Raw genomic sequence first — 19,295 nt, forward strand, 5'->3', positions numbered from 1 at the left:
AGCCTAAATATAAAGTAATTTTTGTTTACCTAGTGTTTCAATTAACAAAGTTTTCAAAGGCTGGAAACTAATTACTGTTGTTGGCAAAACCCCGGCCTTGTAGCGCAACCACCCCCAGCCCCTCCTGACCAGGAGGGGAGCATTTTTTTTTCCCTGCTTCTTTTTGACTTTATGGGGCTTAAAGCATAGCGTTTTGCTTCGTTTGCTATTACATTTAAAGTTAAAATTTAGCAGGCAGCAGCTCCCCGCCTTTCAAAGGAGGGGTTGGGGGTGGTTGTATTCATGGGGCTGAACATTTGCGGCAAACAGGACGTAATTTCCTGCGCTGCCGGTGTGAGCCATTTCTCAACCTACAGACTTTATTTGCTAATTGCTTTTATTCAGAAATATGCCAATCCGGAAAGACGATAAACTAGCCAACCAGCTGCACCTGAAAGTACTGAGAAAAGAACCGCGCAATAATTTAACGCCGGCAGAAGCTGCCCTTTGGAAAGCTTTACAGCGCGGTCAGCTGGATGGAAGGAAGTTTCGGCGGCAGCACAGTTTTGGAAATTATATCCTGGATTTTTATTGTCCGGCAGAAAAGCTTGCGGTGGAACTGGATGGTAAGCACCATTTTTCTGACGCAGGTTTTGAAGCAGATCTGGTAAGGACTGAATTTCTTAATGGTTATGGAATTCGGGTTTTAAGGTTTGAGAATAAGGAGGTTTTTGAAAATCTGGATGGGGTGTTGCAGGAGATCAGGAATGCTTTTGGGAAATGAAAACAACCACCCCCTAACCCCTCCTTTGAAAGGAGGGGAGCTTTTTCTTCCCTGCAGGCAATTAACTTCCCTGTTTTTTTTTGACTTTTTGAGGCTTAAACCCTAGCGTTTTTCTTCGTTTGTTACAAAACCCTTCCGTAATAAATAAGGCGAGAAACTGAAACCTTGTAGGCACAACAGTTGTATATACAAATATTAGTTTTACTTTTGCCTTGCAATAGCTTATGAAACTGGAAGACGAGATCAAGCAGAAGAGTTTTAAAACGCCGTATCACCGGATGATGGTAAACATTATGTTCACGGGTAACTGGATCCAGAAAGATCTGGCCAGCCAGTTGCGGAAGTTCGACCTGTCGTTGCAGCAGCACAACGTGCTCAGCATTTTAAAAGGGCAATTTCCGAACCCGTGTACCCTGGGCCTGATTCAGGAACGGATGTTGGACCGCGAAAGCAACGCCACGCGCCTGGTAGATAAGCTGATGCAAAAGGGCTTGGTGAACCGTTGCCAGTGTGCCGAAAACCGCCGCCAGGTAGATATCGTGATCACGGAGGCCGGCCTGAAACTATTGGAAAAAACCAACGCGATCTCCGAACATATTCAGGACAAATACAGCAACTTAACCATAGAAGAAGCGACTCTTTTAGGAAACCTGCTGGATAAACTGAGAGACTGATATTTTTTTGCCTTAAAAGTTGTATATACAACTAATGTAAATACATTAAAAATTGAAATAGAAAAATGGAAAAGCAACCTTTATTAGAACCTTATAAGTTAGGACCGATCACGCTGAAGAACCGCCTGGTAATGGCGCCTATGACGCGCAGCCGGGCCAATAATCCGGAAACTGCCGCCGGTGAATTACAAGCGGAATATTATGCCCATCGCGCCAGCGCCGGCCTGCTCATTACCGAAGGCACCCAGATCAGTAAGCAAGCAGTTGGTTATATTTTTACGCCCGGTATTTATTCCGAAGCCCAGGTTGCCGGCTGGAAAACGGTTACTAAAGCCGTTCACGCCAAAGACGGAAAAATATTTGCGCAGCTGTGGCACGTAGGCCGGGTTTCGCATCCTGATTTTCACAATGGAGAATTGCCGGTTGGTCCTTCGGCGATTAACCCGCACGATAAAGTGTTTACGCCGGAAGGCCTGAAAGAAACCGTTACGCCGCGCGCCCTGGAAATTGATGAAATTAAAGCCATTGTGCAGGATTTTAAAAACGCTGCTGCCAACGCTGTAAAAGCCGGATTCGATGGCATCGAGATCCATTCTTCCAACGGTTACTTATTTCACCAGTTCTTCAGCAAATGCTCGAACCAGCGCACCGATGCCTACGGCGGCTCGATCGAGAACCGCGCCCGCCTTTTGTTTGAAGTGCTGGATGCCGTAGAAGAAGTGATTGACCTGAACCGGGTAGGCTTGCGCCTGAACCCATCGCTGCACGGCCTTTTCGGCATTACTGTAGACGAAGAAACCATCCCGACCTTCGAATACATTGTAAAGCGCCTGAACGATTATAACCTGGCTTACCTGCATTTGTCGGAGCCTTTTACGCCGGTAGCTGATGTGCCTTTTGCCGTGACAGAAATCGCCAAACATTTCCGTCCGCTTTATCATGGCACACTTATCATCAACAAAGGCTTTAACCAGGAAACAGGAAACAAAGTGATTGCAGATGGTTTGGCAGATCTGGTGGCCTTCGGGGTGCCGTTTATTGCCAACCCGGACCTGGTCGAACGCTTTGCGCAAAACGCAGAACTTAACCAGCCTGATACAGCAACTTTCTATACTGGCGGCGAGAAAGGATATATCGATTATCCGACTTTGGCTGAGGTTGAAGTGGAGAAGTAAGCCTTTTCGCTTGCAATCCTGACGTTCCTAATTTCAACTAAAATGCCCTTCTTTCCTCAGAGAGAAGGGCATTTTTCTTTGCGGCTTCACTTTAACTTTTTGAGGCTGAAAGCATACCGTTTTCCTCGGTTTTCTTATAAATCCTGCTTTTGAAAACCTGTGACCAGCAGTACCCGCTTTGGACGCTGGTAATATTGATGTAGGAGGGAGTTGGGTGAGGAGGTCCGGGCCAGGGCTAGGTTTTATTTTGCCTCTTGCAGCCAGGCCATCGCGTCGGTCTTGTGGTTGAAAAAACGGATCTTGAATTTGAGGCGTAGCTTTTTTTGTAATTTCTTCGTGTTATTGGCAATCAGGTATTCCCAGGCGGGCTCTTCCGGGAGGATACGGGCAACTTTTTCCAGGTTGGTTTCTGCCAGGCGCCGGTGATAATTTTCGATCAGCTTTTTGTATTTATCTTCACCCAGAATGGCATAACCGGTCCGGTGATCGGCCAACATGTACCGAACATCATAGTATTGAATGTTGCTGGCAAGTTTCTCCAACGTATCCTCAATTTCCGGCATGGGTGTGTGGGTCAGGTCCGGCCAGGTGGTTGATAAAATATGCGTAATGGTGTCGTACCGAAAATGCATTAAAGAATCTTCTTCCAGGATCATAAGTAAAGCGTTTATGCTTTTTACCGAAATCCGGCATTTTAGTTTTTAGCCTGAAATGCATAGCGTTTTAGATTTCCTGCTGAGCACCTGACTCTGTAAAATTTATGCGGTTTAAGCATAAGGTCACCAAATCAGGAGTGCCGGTAAGGTAGTTTCTGATCCTTAACCGGTAATATTACTTTCAACTGCACGCATTCAGGTAGCTCTTAAAACCGGTTTGCTTTAAGCCAACCCGAAAACCGGGGCTTGTGTAGTGAGCATAAAACGGTATGGTTTTTAGTCCTGAAACTAGCAGAATGACGGGTTTTGATTATTGCGTTTTGATAGTGGAGCAACCTTAATGAAATGGCTTTAAACAGGCTTTTTTCTCTAATTCTGCGGTTAATGATCCCATACCCGTTGTTGCATTCTAGTTGCGCATCAGCAGACAACTCCCGCCATATAAAGGAATAACCCGCCATCTGATTTTCCGTTTGAATAATTTTATATAATATTTACAAGTGTAGTTTGTATATTAAGTAGCTGGTAATATCCCGAAGGGCATTAAAAAGCAACCGGTTTAATAGCAAGCAACGGGAAAAGTTTTTAATAAACCAGGCGAACGCGATTTTAATTGATCCGGATTATAATTATTGCTGCCGGCCTTTGATCTGCCGGTAAGGTATTCAAAGTAGTATTTCACCTCTAAAACTTTTCAAAATGAAAAAATTGGAAAACAAAGTAGCCATCATTACCGGTGGCGCTGGCAGTATTGGTCAGATCACCGCCAGAATGTTCCTGGATGAAGGAGCCAAAGTAATGCTGGTGGATCTGAAGGAAGACGCGCTACAAAAAGCAGTCGGGGACCTTGGTGGCGAAAATGTGCAGTACAGCGCCGCAGATGTTTCAAAAGCTGAAGATGTGCAGCGCTACGTAGAAGCTACGGTGAAAGCATTTGGCAAGATCGATGTGTTTTTCAACAATGCCGGCATCGAAGGGGTGGTAAAGCCGATAGAAGATTATCCGGAAGAAATGTTCGACAAGGTTTTGGCCGTAAATGTGAAAGGTGCCTGGCTGGGCATCAAGTACGTTTTGCCGCAGATGAACGATGGTGGCAGCATCATCAACACTTCATCGGTAGCGGGAATTAACGGCAGCCCGAATGTAAGTGCCTATATCACCAGTAAACATGCCGTAGTAGGTATTATGCGGGCTATAGCCGTAGAGGCAGCACCCCGGAAGATCCGGGTGAATTCCGTGCATCCTTCCCCGGTTGATAACCGCATGATGCGCTCGCTGGAGGAAGGTTTTGCGCCGGGCCAGGCCGAAGCAGCTAAGAAAGAACTCGAGAAAACCATACCCTTGCGCCGGTATGCCAAACCCGAGGAAATTGCCCAACTGGTTTTGTTTCTGGCCAGCGACGAAAGCCGTTTTATAACCGGTACCACCCAGGTAATAGATGGCGGCCTGAGCGTGCAGTAAAACCAGCTTCCGGCATTTTTTGCTGCCACCACCAGATATTCTTTTACGCCTGGAGGCTTAGAACTTTATCGGCAGCGCCATTTTCAGAAATAGCTTACCTGCATTTTCAGGTTGAAAACGGTAGGGTTTTCAGCCTGAAAAGTAAAGGTGCCAGCCAGTTTTTTGAAAGTTCATTTTTATGCACAGCTGCCGATACAAACCTACTGTTGTACAGAAAAATAAACGCATTTAATTCTAACCAAATAAGCTACCATTCTAAAACTAAACCATGGAAAAGTATAAAATTGCCGTTTTTGTAGGAAGCCTGCGTAAAGAATCCTATAACCTGAAAACTGCCAAGGCTTTAATGGCGCTTGCTCCGGAATCCTTATCGCTGGAATTGGTTAGCATTGCAAACCTGCCTATGTTTAACGAAGACCTGGAAGCAACGCCGCCTCAGGAATGGGAAACGTTGCGGGATAAAATAAAGGCGGCCGATGGTTTGCTTTTTCTTACGCCCGAGTATAACCGTTCGGTACCGGGAGTATTGAAAAATGCCATAGATGTAGGTTCCCGGCCTTACGGAAAAAATTCCTGGGACGGAAAACCCGCCGCCGTGGTAAGTGTTTCTATTGGCGATATAAGCGGCTTCGGCGCCAATCACCACCTGCGCCAGTCACTTACTTTCGTGAATGTACCAACCATGGCGCAACCGGAAGCCTATATTGGAAACGCTACTGATTTATTTGACGAAAACGGCAATCTCACCAACGATTCTACCAAAGAATTTCTGAGAAGCTTTATGGAAGCTTTTGCAAAATGGGTTAAGACGCATCTCCGGAAATAAGCTGCCTTTACCAGAAAATACGGTCAAGCTCCGGGGCTTTGCATGGAAATTATTCCTGCCAGGTATTTATTTCGGCAATCTAATTCAGCGGCTCCGGATTTTCCTGAACCTACTTAGCGCTAACTTATAAATACATCTGTCATCCTGAACGTTAGGAACGGAACCTGTTGGTTCGTAGCAGAAAATGGAGAAAAAACTTTATTACTATTAGCCGATGAGTTATTTCAAAGTCAGGCTTGCAGGTTTCGCGCTAACGGGCTTTCCTGCGCTCAAAAGGAGAACCGAAATGGAGGTAACTTTTAATTAAACAGCCTGCAGTTTTCTGCCAAACCTTCTGAGGAATAATAAAAGGTCAGTAAAAATAAGGCCGGCGTTTAAGAATATAGTACGGTCTGTTAACCAGGTTTTGAAATGGAAGAAGAGGCTACAGACGACAAAAGATCAACGCCGGACGATGAGTTTAACCTGCCCGGTCTTTCCGGTTTGCGCGATGCGGTACAAAATGTATCGAGCATGGTACCGCCCCGCAATAAATTACAGCAGGATGCCATTGCCGGCCTGACCACCACGGTTAGCAGCCTGCCCGATGGCATGGCCAACGGCCTGTTGGCGGGCCTCAACCCGCTATACGGCCTTTATGCCTGTATTGCAGGCCCAATTGTCGGGGGGATTTTTTCCAGCACGCAACTCATGATGATAACCGCTACCAGCGCCTCAGCGATCATGGCGGGCCAGACCACCAGCGCATTGCCGGCGGAAGAGCGGGGGAAGGTATTCTTTCTGCTGGTAGTGCTCATCGGTGTTTTTCAGGCAGTGCTTGGCCTCTTAGGGCAGGGCCGGCTGATCCGGTTTGTTTCTTTTTCGGTAATGACCGGTTTCCTGACAGGAATCTCGGTGCTGCTGGTAATGAGCCAGCTGCCTACTGCTACCGGGTATAAACCGGAAGGAGATAACAGTATTGTGCAGACTTTTAACTTATTCCGTAATATCGATCAGGTTCATTTGGTTTCAGCAGGAATGGCTGCCTTAACCATTCTGCTTGCCATTCTTTTACAGAAAACCCCGGTTAAAAAGTTTTTCGCTTTAATAGCCATCGCTATTCCGTCGCTGCTGGTTTATATTCTCAATATTGAGGATGTAAGGGTAGTGCAGGATATCGGCGATATTACCGGTGGTTTTCCCAAACCGGTTATTCCCCCTTTTTCCGCCATCAGCTTTGATATCATTACCGGAGCGTTAGCAGTAGCCCTGGTTATTCTGATACAAGGCGCAGGGGTTAGCCAGAACGTGCCCAACCAGAACGACCCCCGCAAAAATGATTCCCGGGATTTTATTGCGCAGGGCGCTGCCAATATTGCCAGCGGTTTTTTTCAGGGCCTGCCGGTCGGCGGCTCGCTAGGCACCACAGCCATCAATGTGCTGGCCCGGGCACAGACCCGTTGGGCTTCCATTTTTTCAGGAATCGCCATGACCCTGGTTGTTGTTTTTTTTTCCGGTATCGTGGCTCATACGGTCATGCCATCGCTGGGCGCCATGCTTATTCTGGCCGGTATCCGGAGCATTAAACTTTCTGATATCTCCTCTACCTGGAATTCAGGCTGGAAATCCTGGCCCTCGTACCTGGCAATGACCGTTACCTTCGTTGCTACCCTCATATTGCCAATACCAATGGCAGTAGGGATCGGCGTTTTTCTTTCAGCTTTTCTCTACGTTACCCGCTCTTCTACAGCTATTACTTTGGTGGAACTCAGGCGACGGGAGGATGGAGGCATTGAAGAACACAAAGCACCCAGAAAACTGAAAGGAGATCAGGTCACGGTGCTGAATGTGTACGGGAATTTGTTTTTTGGCGGCGCCGCCACCCTGGGACATTTGTTGCCAAAACCAGTAAAAGTTCAAAACCCGGTGGTAGTGCTGCGCCTAAGAGGCCGTAAACATTTGGGAGCTACCCTGGTTTCTGTACTGGCCGAATATGCCGCCCAATTAGAGGAAGCGAACGGCAGGTTGTACCTGACCGGTATCAGCGAACAGGTAAACCAGGAAGTGGAACACTCCAATAAACTACACCTTAACGGACCGATAAGAGCTTTTAAGGCAGAACCGGTTCTTGGGCGCTCCACGCATAACGCGGTGGAAGATGCCGAGGCCTGGCTGGTAGAGAAGGAAAGCAAAGACACGCGTCATTAATACCTTCATAAGTACTTAGGAAAGCAATATAAGGAAATCAGGAATTTGCAGATCGAAAAAGATAGGTAAGCTCTATGGTCTGTTCCAGGTAAAAGTATTGTAAAAATACCAGCAGTTTCAATTCACCACTTGCTATGTATTCACCTTTAAATTAAACCCTGAAACTTAATTTAAAATGAAAAAAAAGTTCTTTAATGCGAAGTTGTACCGCAACCCTTCAGCCTCGGAGATTGTGGTGGAAGACGGCAAGATCACGGAGGTCGGGACCAATCTGGCGAAATGCGAAAAGGAGATCGACCTGAACGGGAAACTGGTGCTGCCTCCTTATGTAGATTCGCATCTGCACCTGGATTATGTGTATACCGGCCGCAACGATGGGGGAAAGATCAAGACAGGAACACTATTCGAAGGCATTACCCGCTGGCACGACATAAAAAAAACGCAGACCAAGGAAGATGCCCGGGAACGGGCCCTGGCCGCCATCCGTGAGGAAGTTTCGCAAGGCGTACAATTCATCCGCACGCACATCGACGTTACAGACCCCAGGCTTTTGGGAATGAAGGTCATGCTTGAGCTTCGGGAAGAACTCAAAGATACCGTAACCATCCAGATCGTATCTTTCCCGCAAGAAGGCATGTTCGCTTACAAAGGCGGCTACGAACTGGTGGAGGAAGCACTGAAAATGGGAGCCGATTGTGTGGGCGGTATTCCGCACTTTGAATGGGCCCGGGAGATCGGCGAAAGATCGGTGCACAGTTCGGTTGAACTTGCGATGAAATACGGCAAAATGATTGATGTGCACTGCGACGAGACGGACGATGTAATGGCGCGTTTCGTGGAGCTGCTCAATGCCCTGACCATGACCGAAGGCGTCGGGCTCCGGACCGCGGCCAGCCACACCTGTTCTTTTGGCAGCGCCGACGACGCGTATGCCTACCGCATGATGGGTTTGTTTAAGGCCAACGGCATGAATTTTATTGCCTGTCCCACCGAAAATGCCTACCTGCAGGGCCGGCAGGATACTTATCCGAAGCGCCGAGGCCTGACCCGGGTAAGAGAGTTTCTCCGGGAGGGTATCAATGTATGTTTCGGGCAGGATTCTATCAACGACCCCTGGTACCCACTGGGCAACGGGAACCTGATGAACATCCTGGATAACGGCATCCACTTAACCCAGGTCGCTTCTTATGAGGAGCTGGAAACCGCCTTCGACCTGATCACTTACAACGGCGCCAAAACCATGATGCTGGAAGATCAGTACGGGCTGGAAAAAGGCAAGCCGGCCAACTTTATCGTGCTGAACGAAAGCTCCGCTTTCGAGGCGATCCGGAAGCGGGCCGAAGTATTGGCATCGGTTCGCAAAGGAGAATTCCTGTTCCGCCGCAAAGAAACCGAATATGAGATTCCGTTGAACCTTTAAAAAGCGGATTAATGATTCAGGTTTATAATCTTGGACAGGAGCAGTTCATCTATTTCGAAACAAATTGAAAGTAAAACGGTATCCTTCTAAGGCTAAAAACTCTCAATGTCGTCAACTCAACGAAATGGTTAAAACATCAGGTCTTTCTGAGCCTGAAGAAGAAATCGAAGATTCAGCGGAGCTAAACTTCCTGGTACTCCTACGAAATTCGGGCTAAGTAAAGAATTTCTTTCGCACGGGTTCGGTACGCGTTAGTCCCCTCAGAGCTACGCTCGGTCCTTTCAACTCCCGTTTCAGGAATGCTCCGGATGAACTATTAATTTAGCATAGCCTGACTTTTTTCTTACTACAACTCAACAAAGATTAACGTAACGTCTTTTTTGCAAAAAAAGAAATCACTATTCCCGGAATTGCCAGGGCAATAGCCATATACGTTAAAACCATGGGCGAATAAAGACCCAGTAGCAGGCCGGCCCCGGATGTTGCCAGCATTATGGAAAAATTAAAGGTAGATGATTGCACCGAAGTAGCGACGTCTTTCGCTTTTTCTACCTGTTTGCTCACCGCTGCCTGAAACAGAGTAACCAATGGCCCAAAGGAAAGCCCCCACAGAAAGAAAGCAAAATGCGATATTCCGACTGTTCCGCCGAAAAGGATAAAAACCGCCATGGAAATAACCAGTAAGGCAAACATGGTCACTGTTAAAAGTCTCAGGTGTTTATCGGTGTATTTTATGGCCAGCAAAACGGAGATCAATGATCCGGCGCCGAAAAGCAGCTGCGCCCCTTCTATGCCACCGGCGAGGTCAATTTCTTCTACCAGGCTGGTGATATACACATAAACCCCATAATGTGCACTGACACCGAGCAGGGTAAGCAAAAGTACAATCAATACTTCCAGAATTTTGAGCAGGGCAAAGGGCGAAGAGCTTTTGGTAAGTTTCTCGCCCGGAGTGGAAGGCAGCATGAAAATGCAAAGCAAGGCAATAACCAGAATAAAAATCCCCAGCGCGATAAATTCGGTCTGCCAGCCAAATTCGTTTCCGATATAGGTTACAACCGGCATCCCCAGGCTGATACCCAGCGTGTTTCCTGCCATGATCACCGCGATCGCTTTCCCGTGTTGCTTTTTATTTACCAGGCGCATGCCGTAAGCAGCGATCATGGGCCACATAACGCCGGCACAAATACCGCCTATCACGCGCAGGATGATGATGATCGTATAGTTAAGCAGCAGGCCCGCGATAATATTAGAAATCGCAAATCCGGCCAGCAGCAATAGTAATAAAACTTTGCGGTTGAATTGCATGGTCAGGGAAACCAGCGGAATGGCGAAAATAGCTGAAGCAATGGCATAGTATCCTACCAGATTGCCGCCCTGTACCTCGCTGATATCCAGATCGGCCATCATTTGCGGGAGAACACCCGAAGGCATCAATTCAGACAGGATACCGACAAAAGTTACCGATGACATCAGGATCATGATCAGCCAGGGAAATGAATCCTTGTCTTCGGCAGCAGCCCCTTGTTCGCTCATAGCAGGTTCCTTTTATACTGTTTTATGATTCCTGAAATTTACCTGGTTCAGTTTTTTCCTTTTATCATATCTCCGCTATGCCTGGAGATTTGCTCCAGGGGTGGATTGGGTGGCCCGTTCAGGAGTTTACCGGTTGGGGAGGCTGAAATGGATTGGTAAGGCTGGCCAATGAGTTTCACTTCATACGCATTGCTCACCCCTGTTAAGTTCAGGTAGCCACAGTCAAGCGAATAAGGCGGGTTTTTCAGTAAGCGATACGCCAGGGCGGAGATCACAAAGTTGTTGTTAAGTTCTTTGGTAGCGGCCTGCAACCGGGCGGCAATATTCACCGGGTAGCCCATAACCGTAAGGTTGTGGCTTAACCCAATGCCCACGTTCCCTACAACCACGTTGCCTACGTGTACCCCGATACCCACTTCAAAAGTATGGTTGAAGTAAGGCCGCACGTAAGTATTATTATAAATTTTGAGGTCTTCCAGGATCTTAAACCCTGCCAGCACGGCCGATTCGGTTGCCTCCCTGATGGTGCTATCCAGGCCGAAGACCGCATAAAGACCATCGCCGGCTGTATCTATAATTTCGCCCTTGTACTGTACGATGCAATTTTTAAAAATACCCAGGATCCGGCGCATAAGGTGAATCACATCGAAAGGCAGATTGGCTTCCAGGAAGGGTGTAAAACTACGAACATCGATGAAAAAAAGGGCCAGTTTACGAAGTTCGCCTATTTCTCCTACGGTATCGGCTGCATAATCGTCCACAAAAATAAAGCGGTCTATTTCATCCCGGATCAGGCGCTGAATTTCTACCCCTTCTTCCAGAACACACGTTTGGCAGGCCAGGCGTATGTTATCCGGAAACTTATTTACCTTCTTAATAGCTTGCTCATTGCTGGTAGGCGGCGTGAGTTTTTCTTCTCCTTTTAATACCAGCACCCGGCAGGTAGTACATTGCCCTCTTCCGCCGCAGGCATGGTAATGCGGAATGCCCGCAGCCAGTGCTGCCTTTAGGATCGACTGGCCCTTTTCTATGGAAATCTGTTGTTCGCCTTTAAAGTTTAGAGAGAAGGACATTGGCTTGTAACCTGATTAATTTAATTTGTTTCCGGAAGCTTACCTTTTCACCAGGCTTTTAACTCCATATTTATTTAAAGCTAAATTTGCTTGTTTGAGCCTTGCGCAACGCGTTACTTCTTAGCTTACAAAATGATAACGGTTATCAGTCAGGCATTTAACCGTTTTAGCCAGCTGATACCAGGCCAGGAGGAACGCCATGAAAACCTTTGACATCCACTTCTGTTTTTACTTACCTGGTTTCTTAAGGTTTTGGTGCAGCCTGGTGCGTTATCTCCATTTTGGTACTTTAAGTGGTTTATCTTACCAAGCGGAATCCGTTTATACTTTAAATACAGAATTTAGTCTAAGCAGAAAGACTTCCTTAACTTCATTATTTTGCAGTTGACCAAATCTGGCGCCTTATCAGACAGAATTTTTGACCGGAGGAATTCTAAGCTGGCTTCATTTTCTTTTTATTCGTATCACAAATTTTCATGAAGAATAAATTCCCGGAACCAGGTTAAATCATCCATCCTTAAAAGGCTACCAGATGAACGAACAGCAAAAAAATAAGGAACAAGGCCAGACAAGTTTTCTGGTTTTTTCGGCTTCTTTAAGAACCGATTCGCTTAATACCAGACTGGCAAAACTGGCGGCGCTGGTCATTGAGAAGAACGGGGGCAAAGTGGATCTTGCCCACATGGAGGAATTTGATTGCCCTACCTTTAACCAGGACCTGGAAGTAAACGATTTTCATCCTAAAGGGGCGGAAGAATTTCGCAGACGCATATTAGCCAACGATGCTTTTATTATTTCCTCGCCGGAGTATAACGGTTCCATGCCGGGCTTTCTGAAAAATATGATCGACTGGGTTTCCCGGTTTCGTCCGCAGCCTTTTCACCAGCATCACGCTTTATTAATGTCCGCTTCTCCTTCCATGGCCGGAGGTAACCGGGGGCTTTGGTCGTTGCGGGTGCCTTTGGAGCATCTTGGCACCCGGGTTTATCCGGATATGTTTTCTTTGGCTTCAGCCCACCAGGCTTTTGATGAACAAGGGAATTTAAAAGATGCTACGCTGGCCAAAAGGTTTGAAGATAACCTGGTTGCCTTCATGGATCAGGTGGAAGCTTCCAAGCATTACCCATGTATGAAAAAAGCCTGGGTGGAGTTTCTGGGTGAAAAACCGACAAAGGAAACGGAGCGGGTAGAGTAAACCGGGCCTTTATTTCTAACAGGCTTAACTCAACTTTAGGCTGAGGGAATATGCATGGGAAATTCTTTGGGGCCGTTTTTATTCGAAAGAATTTTTGCCGCAGGATTAGTTTTGGATACAGATTCCCAAAACAGCTATAGTTCATTCCCGGATTCCTGGTATTACGGATGGGCTTTCGGTCCCGGATCGTTTACCTTTTCCGGCCCGCTTGTAAAGGAGGGAGGTTCTGATTTCCTGCTCTGAATTTCTTTGCGGTTTCTTTCTGACTTTTTGTGCTTAAAAGCCTACCGTTTTTTTGCCAGCTGTTTTTGCTTTCGGTTGAATTTATCGGCAGAAGTTTTCCGGATTCCGGGTTTAGTTTTTCTGCTTAAAACCATAGCGTTTTATCTTGGCATGAGGCCACTGCATCCATAAAAATTATTCGGCGTAAGACAGAATTCACCAAAGCCGGAATTATGGAACACGATCACTTTTTCCCGCAACCTACCCGCGAAATTGCCGAAAAAAGGGCCGCCCTTGCGCCCGAAGCCATGGAAGCCTGGCGGAACTTCAGCCGCACCGTTTATAAAGAAGGAACCCTGCCCGAAAAATATAAGCAACTGATTGCCGTAGCGGTGGCGCACGTAACCCAGTGCCCGTATTGCATTCGCAGCCATACCGCGCTTGCCATCAGGAGAGGGGCTACGCAGCAGGAAGTTATGGAAGCCATTTGGGTAGCAGCCGAAATGCGGGCCGGTGGTGCGGTTGCGCATTCGGCCCTGGCCATCAGTGAAATGGAAAAGCTGGAAAACCCTTCCTGAGTTTGCTGAAAAAACCTTGATTGCTCAAAAAAAATCCGAAAAAATAAGAGGGTTTAAAACGCTATGGAAAAGCACTTTAAAACCGGCGACCACGTGCAATGGAATTCGGAAGCAGGGCAGGTTTCGGGCAGAATTATAAAAGTGCATACCGCCGATTTTGATTATAAAGGCTATACGCACTATGCCAGCAAAGATGAGCCGCAATACGAAATAAAAAGCGACAAAACCGATCATATTGCCGCGCATAAAGGCTCGGCGCTGACGAAGATCAAACGTGAAAACGGTAGGGGAAATCAGTAAAAAAGTACATGCCTAAAGAAGTAAAAGAGCAATTCGCAGATACAGGAACCATCTGGACAATCGGGCATTCTACGCGCAGCCAGGAAGAATTTGTTGAGGCCTTACTGGCTTTTCAGATCGACGTGCTGGTGGATGTGCGGCGCTTTCCGGGGTCTAAAAAGTATCCGCATTTTAACGTGGAAGCCCTGGAACGTTACCTGCCGGAAGCCGGAATAGAATACCTGCCCTGCACCGAACTCGGCGGCCGCCGCAAACCCAAACCCGATTCTAAAAATACCGTCTGGAACAGCGATTCTTTCCGGGGCTACGCCGATTATTCCGAAACCGAGAAATTCAAGAATGCCCTGGCAGTACTTGGTGACCTGGCGGTTAAAAAGCGGGTAGCCTATATGTGTTCCGAGGCGGTTTGGTGGCGCTGCCACCGGGCCATTATTTCCGATCTTTTAAAAGAAGGCGGCTGGAAGGTTTTGCACATCATGAATCCGGGAACCGTTAAAGAGCATCCCTTCACCACAGCTTACCGCGAAATACATTCTTTGAAAACCTGAAAAAGTGATTTTGAAATGAACAAACGGGTCTGCTTTTTTCGGTTGGGAATAAGGATCTGATTAAAAAACAAGTTTACATTTTTAGGCAACAGGCAGGTGAGTTTATTTGAAAATCTCTAAAAGCAGGTTTCCGGTTTTTAAGGTTTCTTATCATCGTTTTTTTGTCCGGAATCAGACACTGTTGTTTGCTTTCGAACACTTGTTAAGAGTTGCAAGGGCCGGAAATGATCCGGAATAAACAATTATCCGTGGTTTTTTAATCTGGCCTGATATTCGGTGGAAAATTTCTGCAATTGCTTTAACCAAACCTCTGGTCTAACTATGAAAAAGAACCTGCTGCTCTTTCTGACCGCTGCCGGCATCCTGCTTTCCGTCGAAACTTCTGCACAGCAATTAAAACGCCGCGCCTTCCTGGGTGTGCAACTTTCGCCCGTTTCCGATTCGCTCGCCAAAGCGCATAAACTGCCTGTAAATTCCGGGGTACGGGTGTTGCGGATAGTGCCGGGCAGCACGGCCGAAACGCTGAAACTGCTACCCGACGATGTGATCCTGGAAGTAAACAAAACGGCTGTGAAAAGTCCGCAGGAAGTGGTGATGCTGGCCCGTAATTTTCAGCCCGGCCAAACCATAAATCTGGCTTTGAACCGGAAAGGGAAGCCGGTTAAAATAAAAGGAAAAGTGCAGCCCATGCCTTACGAAACAGCTCCGGCCAATGCGGAAGTAAGATACGGGGAAGTGCCGCTGGCCAATAATGGTATTGCGCGATCTATTATGAAGAAACCGAAAGGCAGCGGTAAATTCCCGGCTGTGTTTTTTATTCAGGGTTACGGCTGCAGCAGCCTCGATAATTTGCCTGAAAACGATCCGCAGCGGCAACTGATGGATGCGTTGGTAAGTCGCGGCTACGCCGTTTACCGCCTGGAAAAGCCGGGTGTGGGCGATAGCAAAGGCAGCAAACCCTGCCCCGAAATTGGCTACAACGAAGAACTGGCGGCTTTCGCTTCGGGGCTGGACCAGCTGAAGCGCTTTGATTTTGTGGACCGCGATAATATTTTCCTGTTCGGGCATTCGCTGGGTGCCAATACAGCTCCGCTGATCGCTGCCAACAATAAAGTAAAAGGCATTATTACCTACGGCGCAGCCGGCAAGCCCTGGACGGAATACCTGATCGAGGTTTTCCGAGAGCAGCGCGCCATTACCGGTTCGGATTACGTGGAAATTGACGAAGATATGAAAATGCTTTTGCCGCTGGTTTACGAATTCATGATATTGAAGAAAACGCCTGCGGAACTTACTCAGAACGGCAACTACAAAAAATACCTGGAAGAACATTTCGGTTACGACGGGAAAGACCATTTATTTGGGCGGCATTATACTTTTTTGCAGGAATTAGGGCAGGTACCGGTAAATAAAGCGTGGAAGGATGCCGCCGCGCATACGCTGGCCATTTATGGCGAAGCCGACGCGCCGGCCATTGACGAAGACGGCGCGAAGATGATCGCTGCCGTGGTGAACGCGTATTATCCGGGCAAAGGAAGCTACGAATTTCTGCCGCACACCGATCATGGTTTTCTGGAAGTGGGCAGCAAGCAGGATCACGTAAAACAAATGCAAAGCAACAGCCCTTCTGCCGCTAAGTTTAACCCGAAACTGGTAGAGTTGATCGATAACTGGATGAAAATCAAAATGGCGAAATCCTGACATGAGGGAAGCCTGAATATGATATTGCGGGAAATTCTGATGCCAATGCTACCTGGACTTTAAATCATTATTAAGTGGTATTTTTTAGCGGGTTTTTCTGGCAATTTCCATAGCGTTTTTGGAGGAGGGAATGAATCAAAAAAGGCTTTGAAAAACAGGGCGTTTTTTATAGTTGGATTTCAGGAAAATCAACCAATCAGGAAAACAAAAAGGCAGCAAGTAGTTTGCTGCCTTTTTGTTTTCCTGATTGGTTGATTTTTTTCAAAAAACAAATAAACCAGTTCCAGTTTATAGTTTTATGCCCAATTTTTTGGCAATGTCCTTGAACATATCCGGATCGATGTCGTCGGCACCGGGCGCATTGAGTTGTGGTTCTTCATCCAGATCCGGAGCCGGTACGCCTTCCGGAGAACCGAAAATTACTTCCAGCGGCTGGCCGTCTTCGGGATGCGGACCGTTGAAGATCAGGGCGGCTTGCCGGTAATCTTCCTGGCTAAAAGTGTAAAGCTTGCGGTGAACGCCGTTCTCTTCGTATTTACGGGTTTCTTTGAAAGGCTTGTTGCTCAGATCGGGCACGGGAACCAGTTTGGTAACTTCTACGCCGGTTAAATATTCCAGCGCCCGGGCATAGGCTACTACGTGTACACCGCCGCGCACCAGCAGGTAACCCACCATTTCGCGGGCAGTTGGGTCGGTAACCATTTCGTATACCCGCATTTTATTGGCGCGGGCACCGCATTCAAGGAAGAAATTATGGAGCAGATCCAGTTTCAGGTTGCCGCTGCTGAATACGTTCTGGCCGGTCCACCAGTCACCCATCGAATCCATGGGCAAAGCCGATTGGCCGCTGGCGATGAAATGGCGCGAATTCCGGAAATCGGTGGCATCTTTTAAGGGGCCGGGAACGGGATCCATGCCGCGTTTGGTGGTGCCGGTCAGCAGCAGGTTGATAGCATACGAAACCACTTCAATGTGCCCGTATTCTTCGCCAGCAATGCTGGAGATCAGATCATAAAAGGGCCGCAGGCGTTTCCGGCCGCGAAAATTGAAGGACTGATACGTGTAATTCATCAGGGTAGACATTTCGCCGAATTTACCGCCGAGAAGTTCCTGCACAGCCGCCGCATCGTTCGCCGATGGATTTTTTGGGGTAGGCAGCTCGATCGGCAGCCGGTCCATTTTTAAGATCATAGTTTTAAGGTTTAAAGTGAACAATGATTCGCCTCCAATTCTTAATAAAAAAGAGGCTCACTTAAAACAATCCTTCCAGATCAAAGTTTATGGCTTTCAAAAGATTTATAACGAAATCCGGGAAAACGGCAGGGACCCAATTTCTTCGTTTCTGAATTTGCCTTCGCTTTAAATCATCTTCTGCAAAACAAAGAGGCTAAATCCGGGTTTTAGGTTGGATTTAAAAATATTCCGAATTTGTATGGTCAACTGCTTTACAAGATCAGCAGCTATCTTATAAAGCAAACTTTCTTTGTTGCGTAGGGTTTCAATCCAATGCCATTGAGCAATTTTATAGCAATAATCAGCAGGAGTTCCGCACCTGGTTGTTTATGAAAATAGCTTCAGTAAATTTCATAGTCCTGATAACTGATAATTACTACCCGATACATAATTCCTCTATCTTTTTAAACAGAAAACATAACTTCTGGTTTTCGGGATTGTTACCGCTTTAGAAAGGCCTTTATTCTGAACTATAGCAATGAAAAATCTGGCTCTGAAGCAACAGGTAACCGATCTTTTGGCAATTGCCGGTGTAACCGTAAATGGCTCAGATCCCTGGGATCTGCAGGTGCATGACGACCGGTTTTATAAACGGGTTTTGCGCGATGGCACTTTGGGGCTTGGCGAATCGTACATGGATGGCTGGTGGGATTGTGCCCAGATCGATGCTTTTGCGTTCCGGGTGTTGCGTGCTGATCTTTATAAGAAAGCCAACCTGAGCTGGAAAGCAATCCTGGAAATGCTGTTGGCCCGGTTTATCAATATGCAGGCGAAAAGCAAAGCCACGCAGAATGCCCGGCGGCACTACGATATCAGCAACAAACTTTACCAATTCATGCTGGATAAACGCCTGAATTACAGTTGCGGTTACTGGAAAAATACCGATTCGCTGGATGTGGCGCAGGAAAACAAACTCGATCTGATCTGCCGGAAACTAAGCCTGAAACCCGGACAAACCGTGCTGGACATTGGTTGCGGCTGGGGTGGTTTTGCCAAATTTGCGGCGGAAAAATACGGCGCTGTGGTTACCGGCATCACGGTTTCCGAAGAGCAGGTGGCACTGGGGCGGGAGTTATGCAAAGGCTTGCCGGTAGAGATCCGGTTGCAGGATTATCGCGACATAAAAGAAGAATTCGATCATGTAGTTTCGGTGGGCATGGCAGAGCACGTAGGGTACCGGAACCATCGTACATTCATGGAGGTGGCGGCGCGGTGTTTAAAGGCAGATGGCTTGTTTTTGCTGCACACCATCGGGCAGAATTTCTCCCGCACCTCTGCCGACCCGTTTACCAATACCTATATTTTTCCGAACTGCGTTATTCCCTCCATGAAACAGCTTTCCGGGGCCATGGAGCAGCTTTTTGTGGTGGAAGATGTGCATAATTTCGGGCCGTATTACGACCTTACGCTGCAGGCCTGGTTCACTAATTTTAATGCGCACTGGCCGGAATTAAAAGCAGATTTTGATGAGCGTTTTTACCGGATGTGGAAGTATTACCTGCTTTCGAGCGCGGGTTCTTTCCGGGCGCGGCAAAACCAGCTTTGGCAACTGGTACTTTCAAAAAAAGGTGTGCTGGGCGGTTATGAAGCCGTGCGGTAATTTCATGACAGTTTTTAAGCCTGAAATCATAGCGTTTTCGATCACAGATCTAATGGATTTGGGGATTTCCCGGAGTTTTTCGATTTGAAAAGCTACCATTTTTTTATTACAAAAAACAAAAAAAGCCCGCCAATGTTTAACCGGCGG

Annotated in this window: 17 protein-coding genes; 13 read left to right on the top strand and 4 right to left on the bottom strand. The window is 47.2% G+C overall.

Going from position 1 to position 19,295, the window contains the following annotated elements; all coding sequences use genetic code 11:
• Window positions 1–388: 388 nt before the first annotated feature.
• The 3 genes from I5M27_RS06785 (at window position 389) to I5M27_RS06795 (ending at window position 2,612) form a co-directional block, all read left to right on the top strand.
• Window positions 389–763, top strand: a complete 375-nt coding sequence (locus I5M27_RS06785; RefSeq protein WP_200505445.1) for an endonuclease domain-containing protein — start codon at window positions 389–391, stop codon at window positions 761–763.
• A gap of 224 nt (window positions 764–987) precedes the next feature.
• Window positions 988–1,437: a MarR family winged helix-turn-helix transcriptional regulator gene (locus I5M27_RS06790; protein ID WP_200505446.1), complete on the top strand. Its 450-nt coding sequence runs from the start codon at window positions 988–990 to the stop codon at window positions 1,435–1,437.
• Window positions 1,438–1,502: 65 nt separating this feature from the next.
• The gene (locus tag I5M27_RS06795) at window positions 1,503–2,612 is read left to right on the top strand and encodes an alkene reductase (protein WP_200505447.1); all 1,110 of its coding nucleotides are present in this window, start codon (window positions 1,503–1,505) and stop codon (window positions 2,610–2,612) included.
• Window positions 2,613–2,854: 242 nt separating this feature from the next.
• On the opposite strand, the gene I5M27_RS06800 is transcribed toward I5M27_RS06795, so the two are convergent.
• The gene (locus tag I5M27_RS06800) at window positions 2,855–3,268 is read right to left on the bottom strand and encodes a hypothetical protein (protein WP_200505448.1); all 414 of its coding nucleotides are present in this window, start codon (window positions 3,266–3,268) and stop codon (window positions 2,855–2,857) included.
• 699 nt (window positions 3,269–3,967) lie between these two features.
• Here I5M27_RS06800 and I5M27_RS06805 point away from each other — a divergent pair.
• The 4 genes from I5M27_RS06805 (at window position 3,968) to I5M27_RS06820 (ending at window position 9,162) form a co-directional block, all read left to right on the top strand.
• A complete protein-coding gene (locus I5M27_RS06805) occupies window positions 3,968–4,729 on the top strand; it encodes an SDR family NAD(P)-dependent oxidoreductase (protein WP_200505449.1) in 762 nt (253 codons plus the stop codon).
• Window positions 4,730–4,997: 268 nt separating this feature from the next.
• On the top strand, window positions 4,998–5,555 hold the full coding sequence (locus tag I5M27_RS06810; RefSeq protein ID WP_200505450.1) for an NADPH-dependent FMN reductase: 558 nt from the start codon (window positions 4,998–5,000) through the stop codon (window positions 5,553–5,555).
• A 411-nt stretch (window positions 5,556–5,966) separates the two neighbouring features.
• The gene (locus I5M27_RS06815) at window positions 5,967–7,742 is read left to right on the top strand and encodes a SulP family inorganic anion transporter (RefSeq protein WP_200505451.1); all 1,776 of its coding nucleotides are present in this window, start codon (window positions 5,967–5,969) and stop codon (window positions 7,740–7,742) included.
• A gap of 175 nt (window positions 7,743–7,917) precedes the next feature.
• Window positions 7,918–9,162, top strand: a complete 1,245-nt coding sequence (locus I5M27_RS06820) for an amidohydrolase family protein (RefSeq protein ID WP_200505452.1) — start codon at window positions 7,918–7,920, stop codon at window positions 9,160–9,162.
• 363 nt (window positions 9,163–9,525) lie between these two features.
• On the opposite strand, the gene I5M27_RS06825 is transcribed toward I5M27_RS06820, so the two are convergent.
• Together I5M27_RS06825 and I5M27_RS06830 are read right to left on the bottom strand one after the other, a co-directional pair.
• The gene (locus I5M27_RS06825) at window positions 9,526–10,698 is read right to left on the bottom strand and encodes an MFS transporter (RefSeq protein ID WP_200505453.1); all 1,173 of its coding nucleotides are present in this window, start codon (window positions 10,696–10,698) and stop codon (window positions 9,526–9,528) included.
• A 47-nt stretch (window positions 10,699–10,745) separates the two neighbouring features.
• Window positions 10,746–11,771, bottom strand: a complete 1,026-nt coding sequence (locus I5M27_RS06830; RefSeq protein WP_200505454.1) for an adenylate/guanylate cyclase domain-containing protein — start codon at window positions 11,769–11,771, stop codon at window positions 10,746–10,748.
• A gap of 532 nt (window positions 11,772–12,303) precedes the next feature.
• On the opposite strand from I5M27_RS06830, the gene I5M27_RS06835 reads away from it, so the two are divergent.
• The 5 genes from I5M27_RS06835 (at window position 12,304) to I5M27_RS06855 (ending at window position 16,315) form a co-directional block, all read left to right on the top strand.
• The gene (locus tag I5M27_RS06835; RefSeq protein WP_200505455.1) at window positions 12,304–12,966 is read left to right on the top strand and encodes an NADPH-dependent FMN reductase; all 663 of its coding nucleotides are present in this window, start codon (window positions 12,304–12,306) and stop codon (window positions 12,964–12,966) included.
• A gap of 455 nt (window positions 12,967–13,421) precedes the next feature.
• Window positions 13,422–13,766, top strand: coding sequence for a carboxymuconolactone decarboxylase family protein (locus I5M27_RS06840; RefSeq protein ID WP_200505456.1), 345 nt, complete (start codon window positions 13,422–13,424; stop codon window positions 13,764–13,766).
• A gap of 63 nt (window positions 13,767–13,829) precedes the next feature.
• Complete coding sequence (locus I5M27_RS06845; protein ID WP_200505457.1) at window positions 13,830–14,066, top strand: hypervirulence associated TUDOR domain-containing protein; 237 nt, start codon at window positions 13,830–13,832, stop codon at window positions 14,064–14,066.
• A gap of 8 nt (window positions 14,067–14,074) precedes the next feature.
• A complete protein-coding gene (locus I5M27_RS06850; protein ID WP_200505458.1) occupies window positions 14,075–14,614 on the top strand; it encodes a DUF488 domain-containing protein in 540 nt (179 codons plus the stop codon).
• A 321-nt stretch (window positions 14,615–14,935) separates the two neighbouring features.
• Complete coding sequence (locus I5M27_RS06855; RefSeq protein WP_200505459.1) at window positions 14,936–16,315, top strand: alpha/beta hydrolase family protein; 1,380 nt, start codon at window positions 14,936–14,938, stop codon at window positions 16,313–16,315.
• Window positions 16,316–16,603: 288 nt separating this feature from the next.
• Here the strand turns inward: I5M27_RS06855 and I5M27_RS06860 are convergent, their stop codons facing one another.
• Window positions 16,604–17,506 carry a manganese catalase family protein gene (locus I5M27_RS06860; protein ID WP_200505460.1) on the bottom strand — a complete coding sequence of 301 codons (903 nt, stop codon included), beginning with the start codon at window positions 17,504–17,506 and terminating at the stop codon, window positions 16,604–16,606.
• A 520-nt stretch (window positions 17,507–18,026) separates the two neighbouring features.
• Here I5M27_RS06860 and cfa point away from each other — a divergent pair.
• Window positions 18,027–19,148 carry a cyclopropane fatty acyl phospholipid synthase gene (cfa, locus tag I5M27_RS06865; protein ID WP_200505461.1) on the top strand — a complete coding sequence of 374 codons (1,122 nt, stop codon included), beginning with the start codon at window positions 18,027–18,029 and terminating at the stop codon, window positions 19,146–19,148.
• Window positions 19,149–19,295: the final 147 nt, after the last annotated feature.

The sequence above is a fragment of the Adhaeribacter terrigena genome, assembly GCF_016623615.1.
In the GTDB taxonomy this organism is placed as follows: Bacteria; Bacteroidota; Bacteroidia; order Cytophagales; family Hymenobacteraceae; genus Adhaeribacter_A; species Adhaeribacter_A terrigena.

What these genes read in the sequence shown, in the direction of transcription:
- I5M27_RS06845 (WP_200505457.1), top strand. Translation starts at nt 13,830, where the DNA reads ATGGAAAAGCACTTTAAAACCGGCGACCACGTGCAATGGAATTCGGAA.
- I5M27_RS06860 (WP_200505460.1), bottom strand. Translation starts at nt 17,506, where the DNA reads ATGATCTTAAAAATGGACCGGCTGCCGATCGAGCTGCCTACCCCAAAA.
- I5M27_RS06790 (WP_200505446.1), top strand. Translation starts at nt 988, where the DNA reads ATGAAACTGGAAGACGAGATCAAGCAGAAGAGTTTTAAAACGCCGTAT.
- I5M27_RS06850 (WP_200505458.1), top strand. Translation starts at nt 14,075, where the DNA reads ATGCCTAAAGAAGTAAAAGAGCAATTCGCAGATACAGGAACCATCTGG.
- I5M27_RS06840 (WP_200505456.1), top strand. Translation starts at nt 13,422, where the DNA reads ATGGAACACGATCACTTTTTCCCGCAACCTACCCGCGAAATTGCCGAA.
- I5M27_RS06830 (WP_200505454.1), bottom strand. Translation starts at nt 11,771, where the DNA reads ATGTCCTTCTCTCTAAACTTTAAAGGCGAACAACAGATTTCCATAGAA.
- cfa (WP_200505461.1), top strand. Translation starts at nt 18,027, where the DNA reads ATGAAAAATCTGGCTCTGAAGCAACAGGTAACCGATCTTTTGGCAATT.
- I5M27_RS06795 (WP_200505447.1), top strand. Translation starts at nt 1,503, where the DNA reads ATGGAAAAGCAACCTTTATTAGAACCTTATAAGTTAGGACCGATCACG.
- I5M27_RS06800 (WP_200505448.1), bottom strand. Translation starts at nt 3,268, where the DNA reads ATGATCCTGGAAGAAGATTCTTTAATGCATTTTCGGTACGACACCATT.
- I5M27_RS06820 (WP_200505452.1), top strand. Translation starts at nt 7,918, where the DNA reads ATGAAAAAAAAGTTCTTTAATGCGAAGTTGTACCGCAACCCTTCAGCC.
- I5M27_RS06810 (WP_200505450.1), top strand. Translation starts at nt 4,998, where the DNA reads ATGGAAAAGTATAAAATTGCCGTTTTTGTAGGAAGCCTGCGTAAAGAA.
- I5M27_RS06835 (WP_200505455.1), top strand. Translation starts at nt 12,304, where the DNA reads ATGAACGAACAGCAAAAAAATAAGGAACAAGGCCAGACAAGTTTTCTG.
- I5M27_RS06805 (WP_200505449.1), top strand. Translation starts at nt 3,968, where the DNA reads ATGAAAAAATTGGAAAACAAAGTAGCCATCATTACCGGTGGCGCTGGC.
- I5M27_RS06815 (WP_200505451.1), top strand. Translation starts at nt 5,967, where the DNA reads ATGGAAGAAGAGGCTACAGACGACAAAAGATCAACGCCGGACGATGAG.
- I5M27_RS06855 (WP_200505459.1), top strand. Translation starts at nt 14,936, where the DNA reads ATGAAAAAGAACCTGCTGCTCTTTCTGACCGCTGCCGGCATCCTGCTT.
- I5M27_RS06825 (WP_200505453.1), bottom strand. Translation starts at nt 10,698, where the DNA reads ATGAGCGAACAAGGGGCTGCTGCCGAAGACAAGGATTCATTTCCCTGG.
- I5M27_RS06785 (WP_200505445.1), top strand. Translation starts at nt 389, where the DNA reads ATGCCAATCCGGAAAGACGATAAACTAGCCAACCAGCTGCACCTGAAA.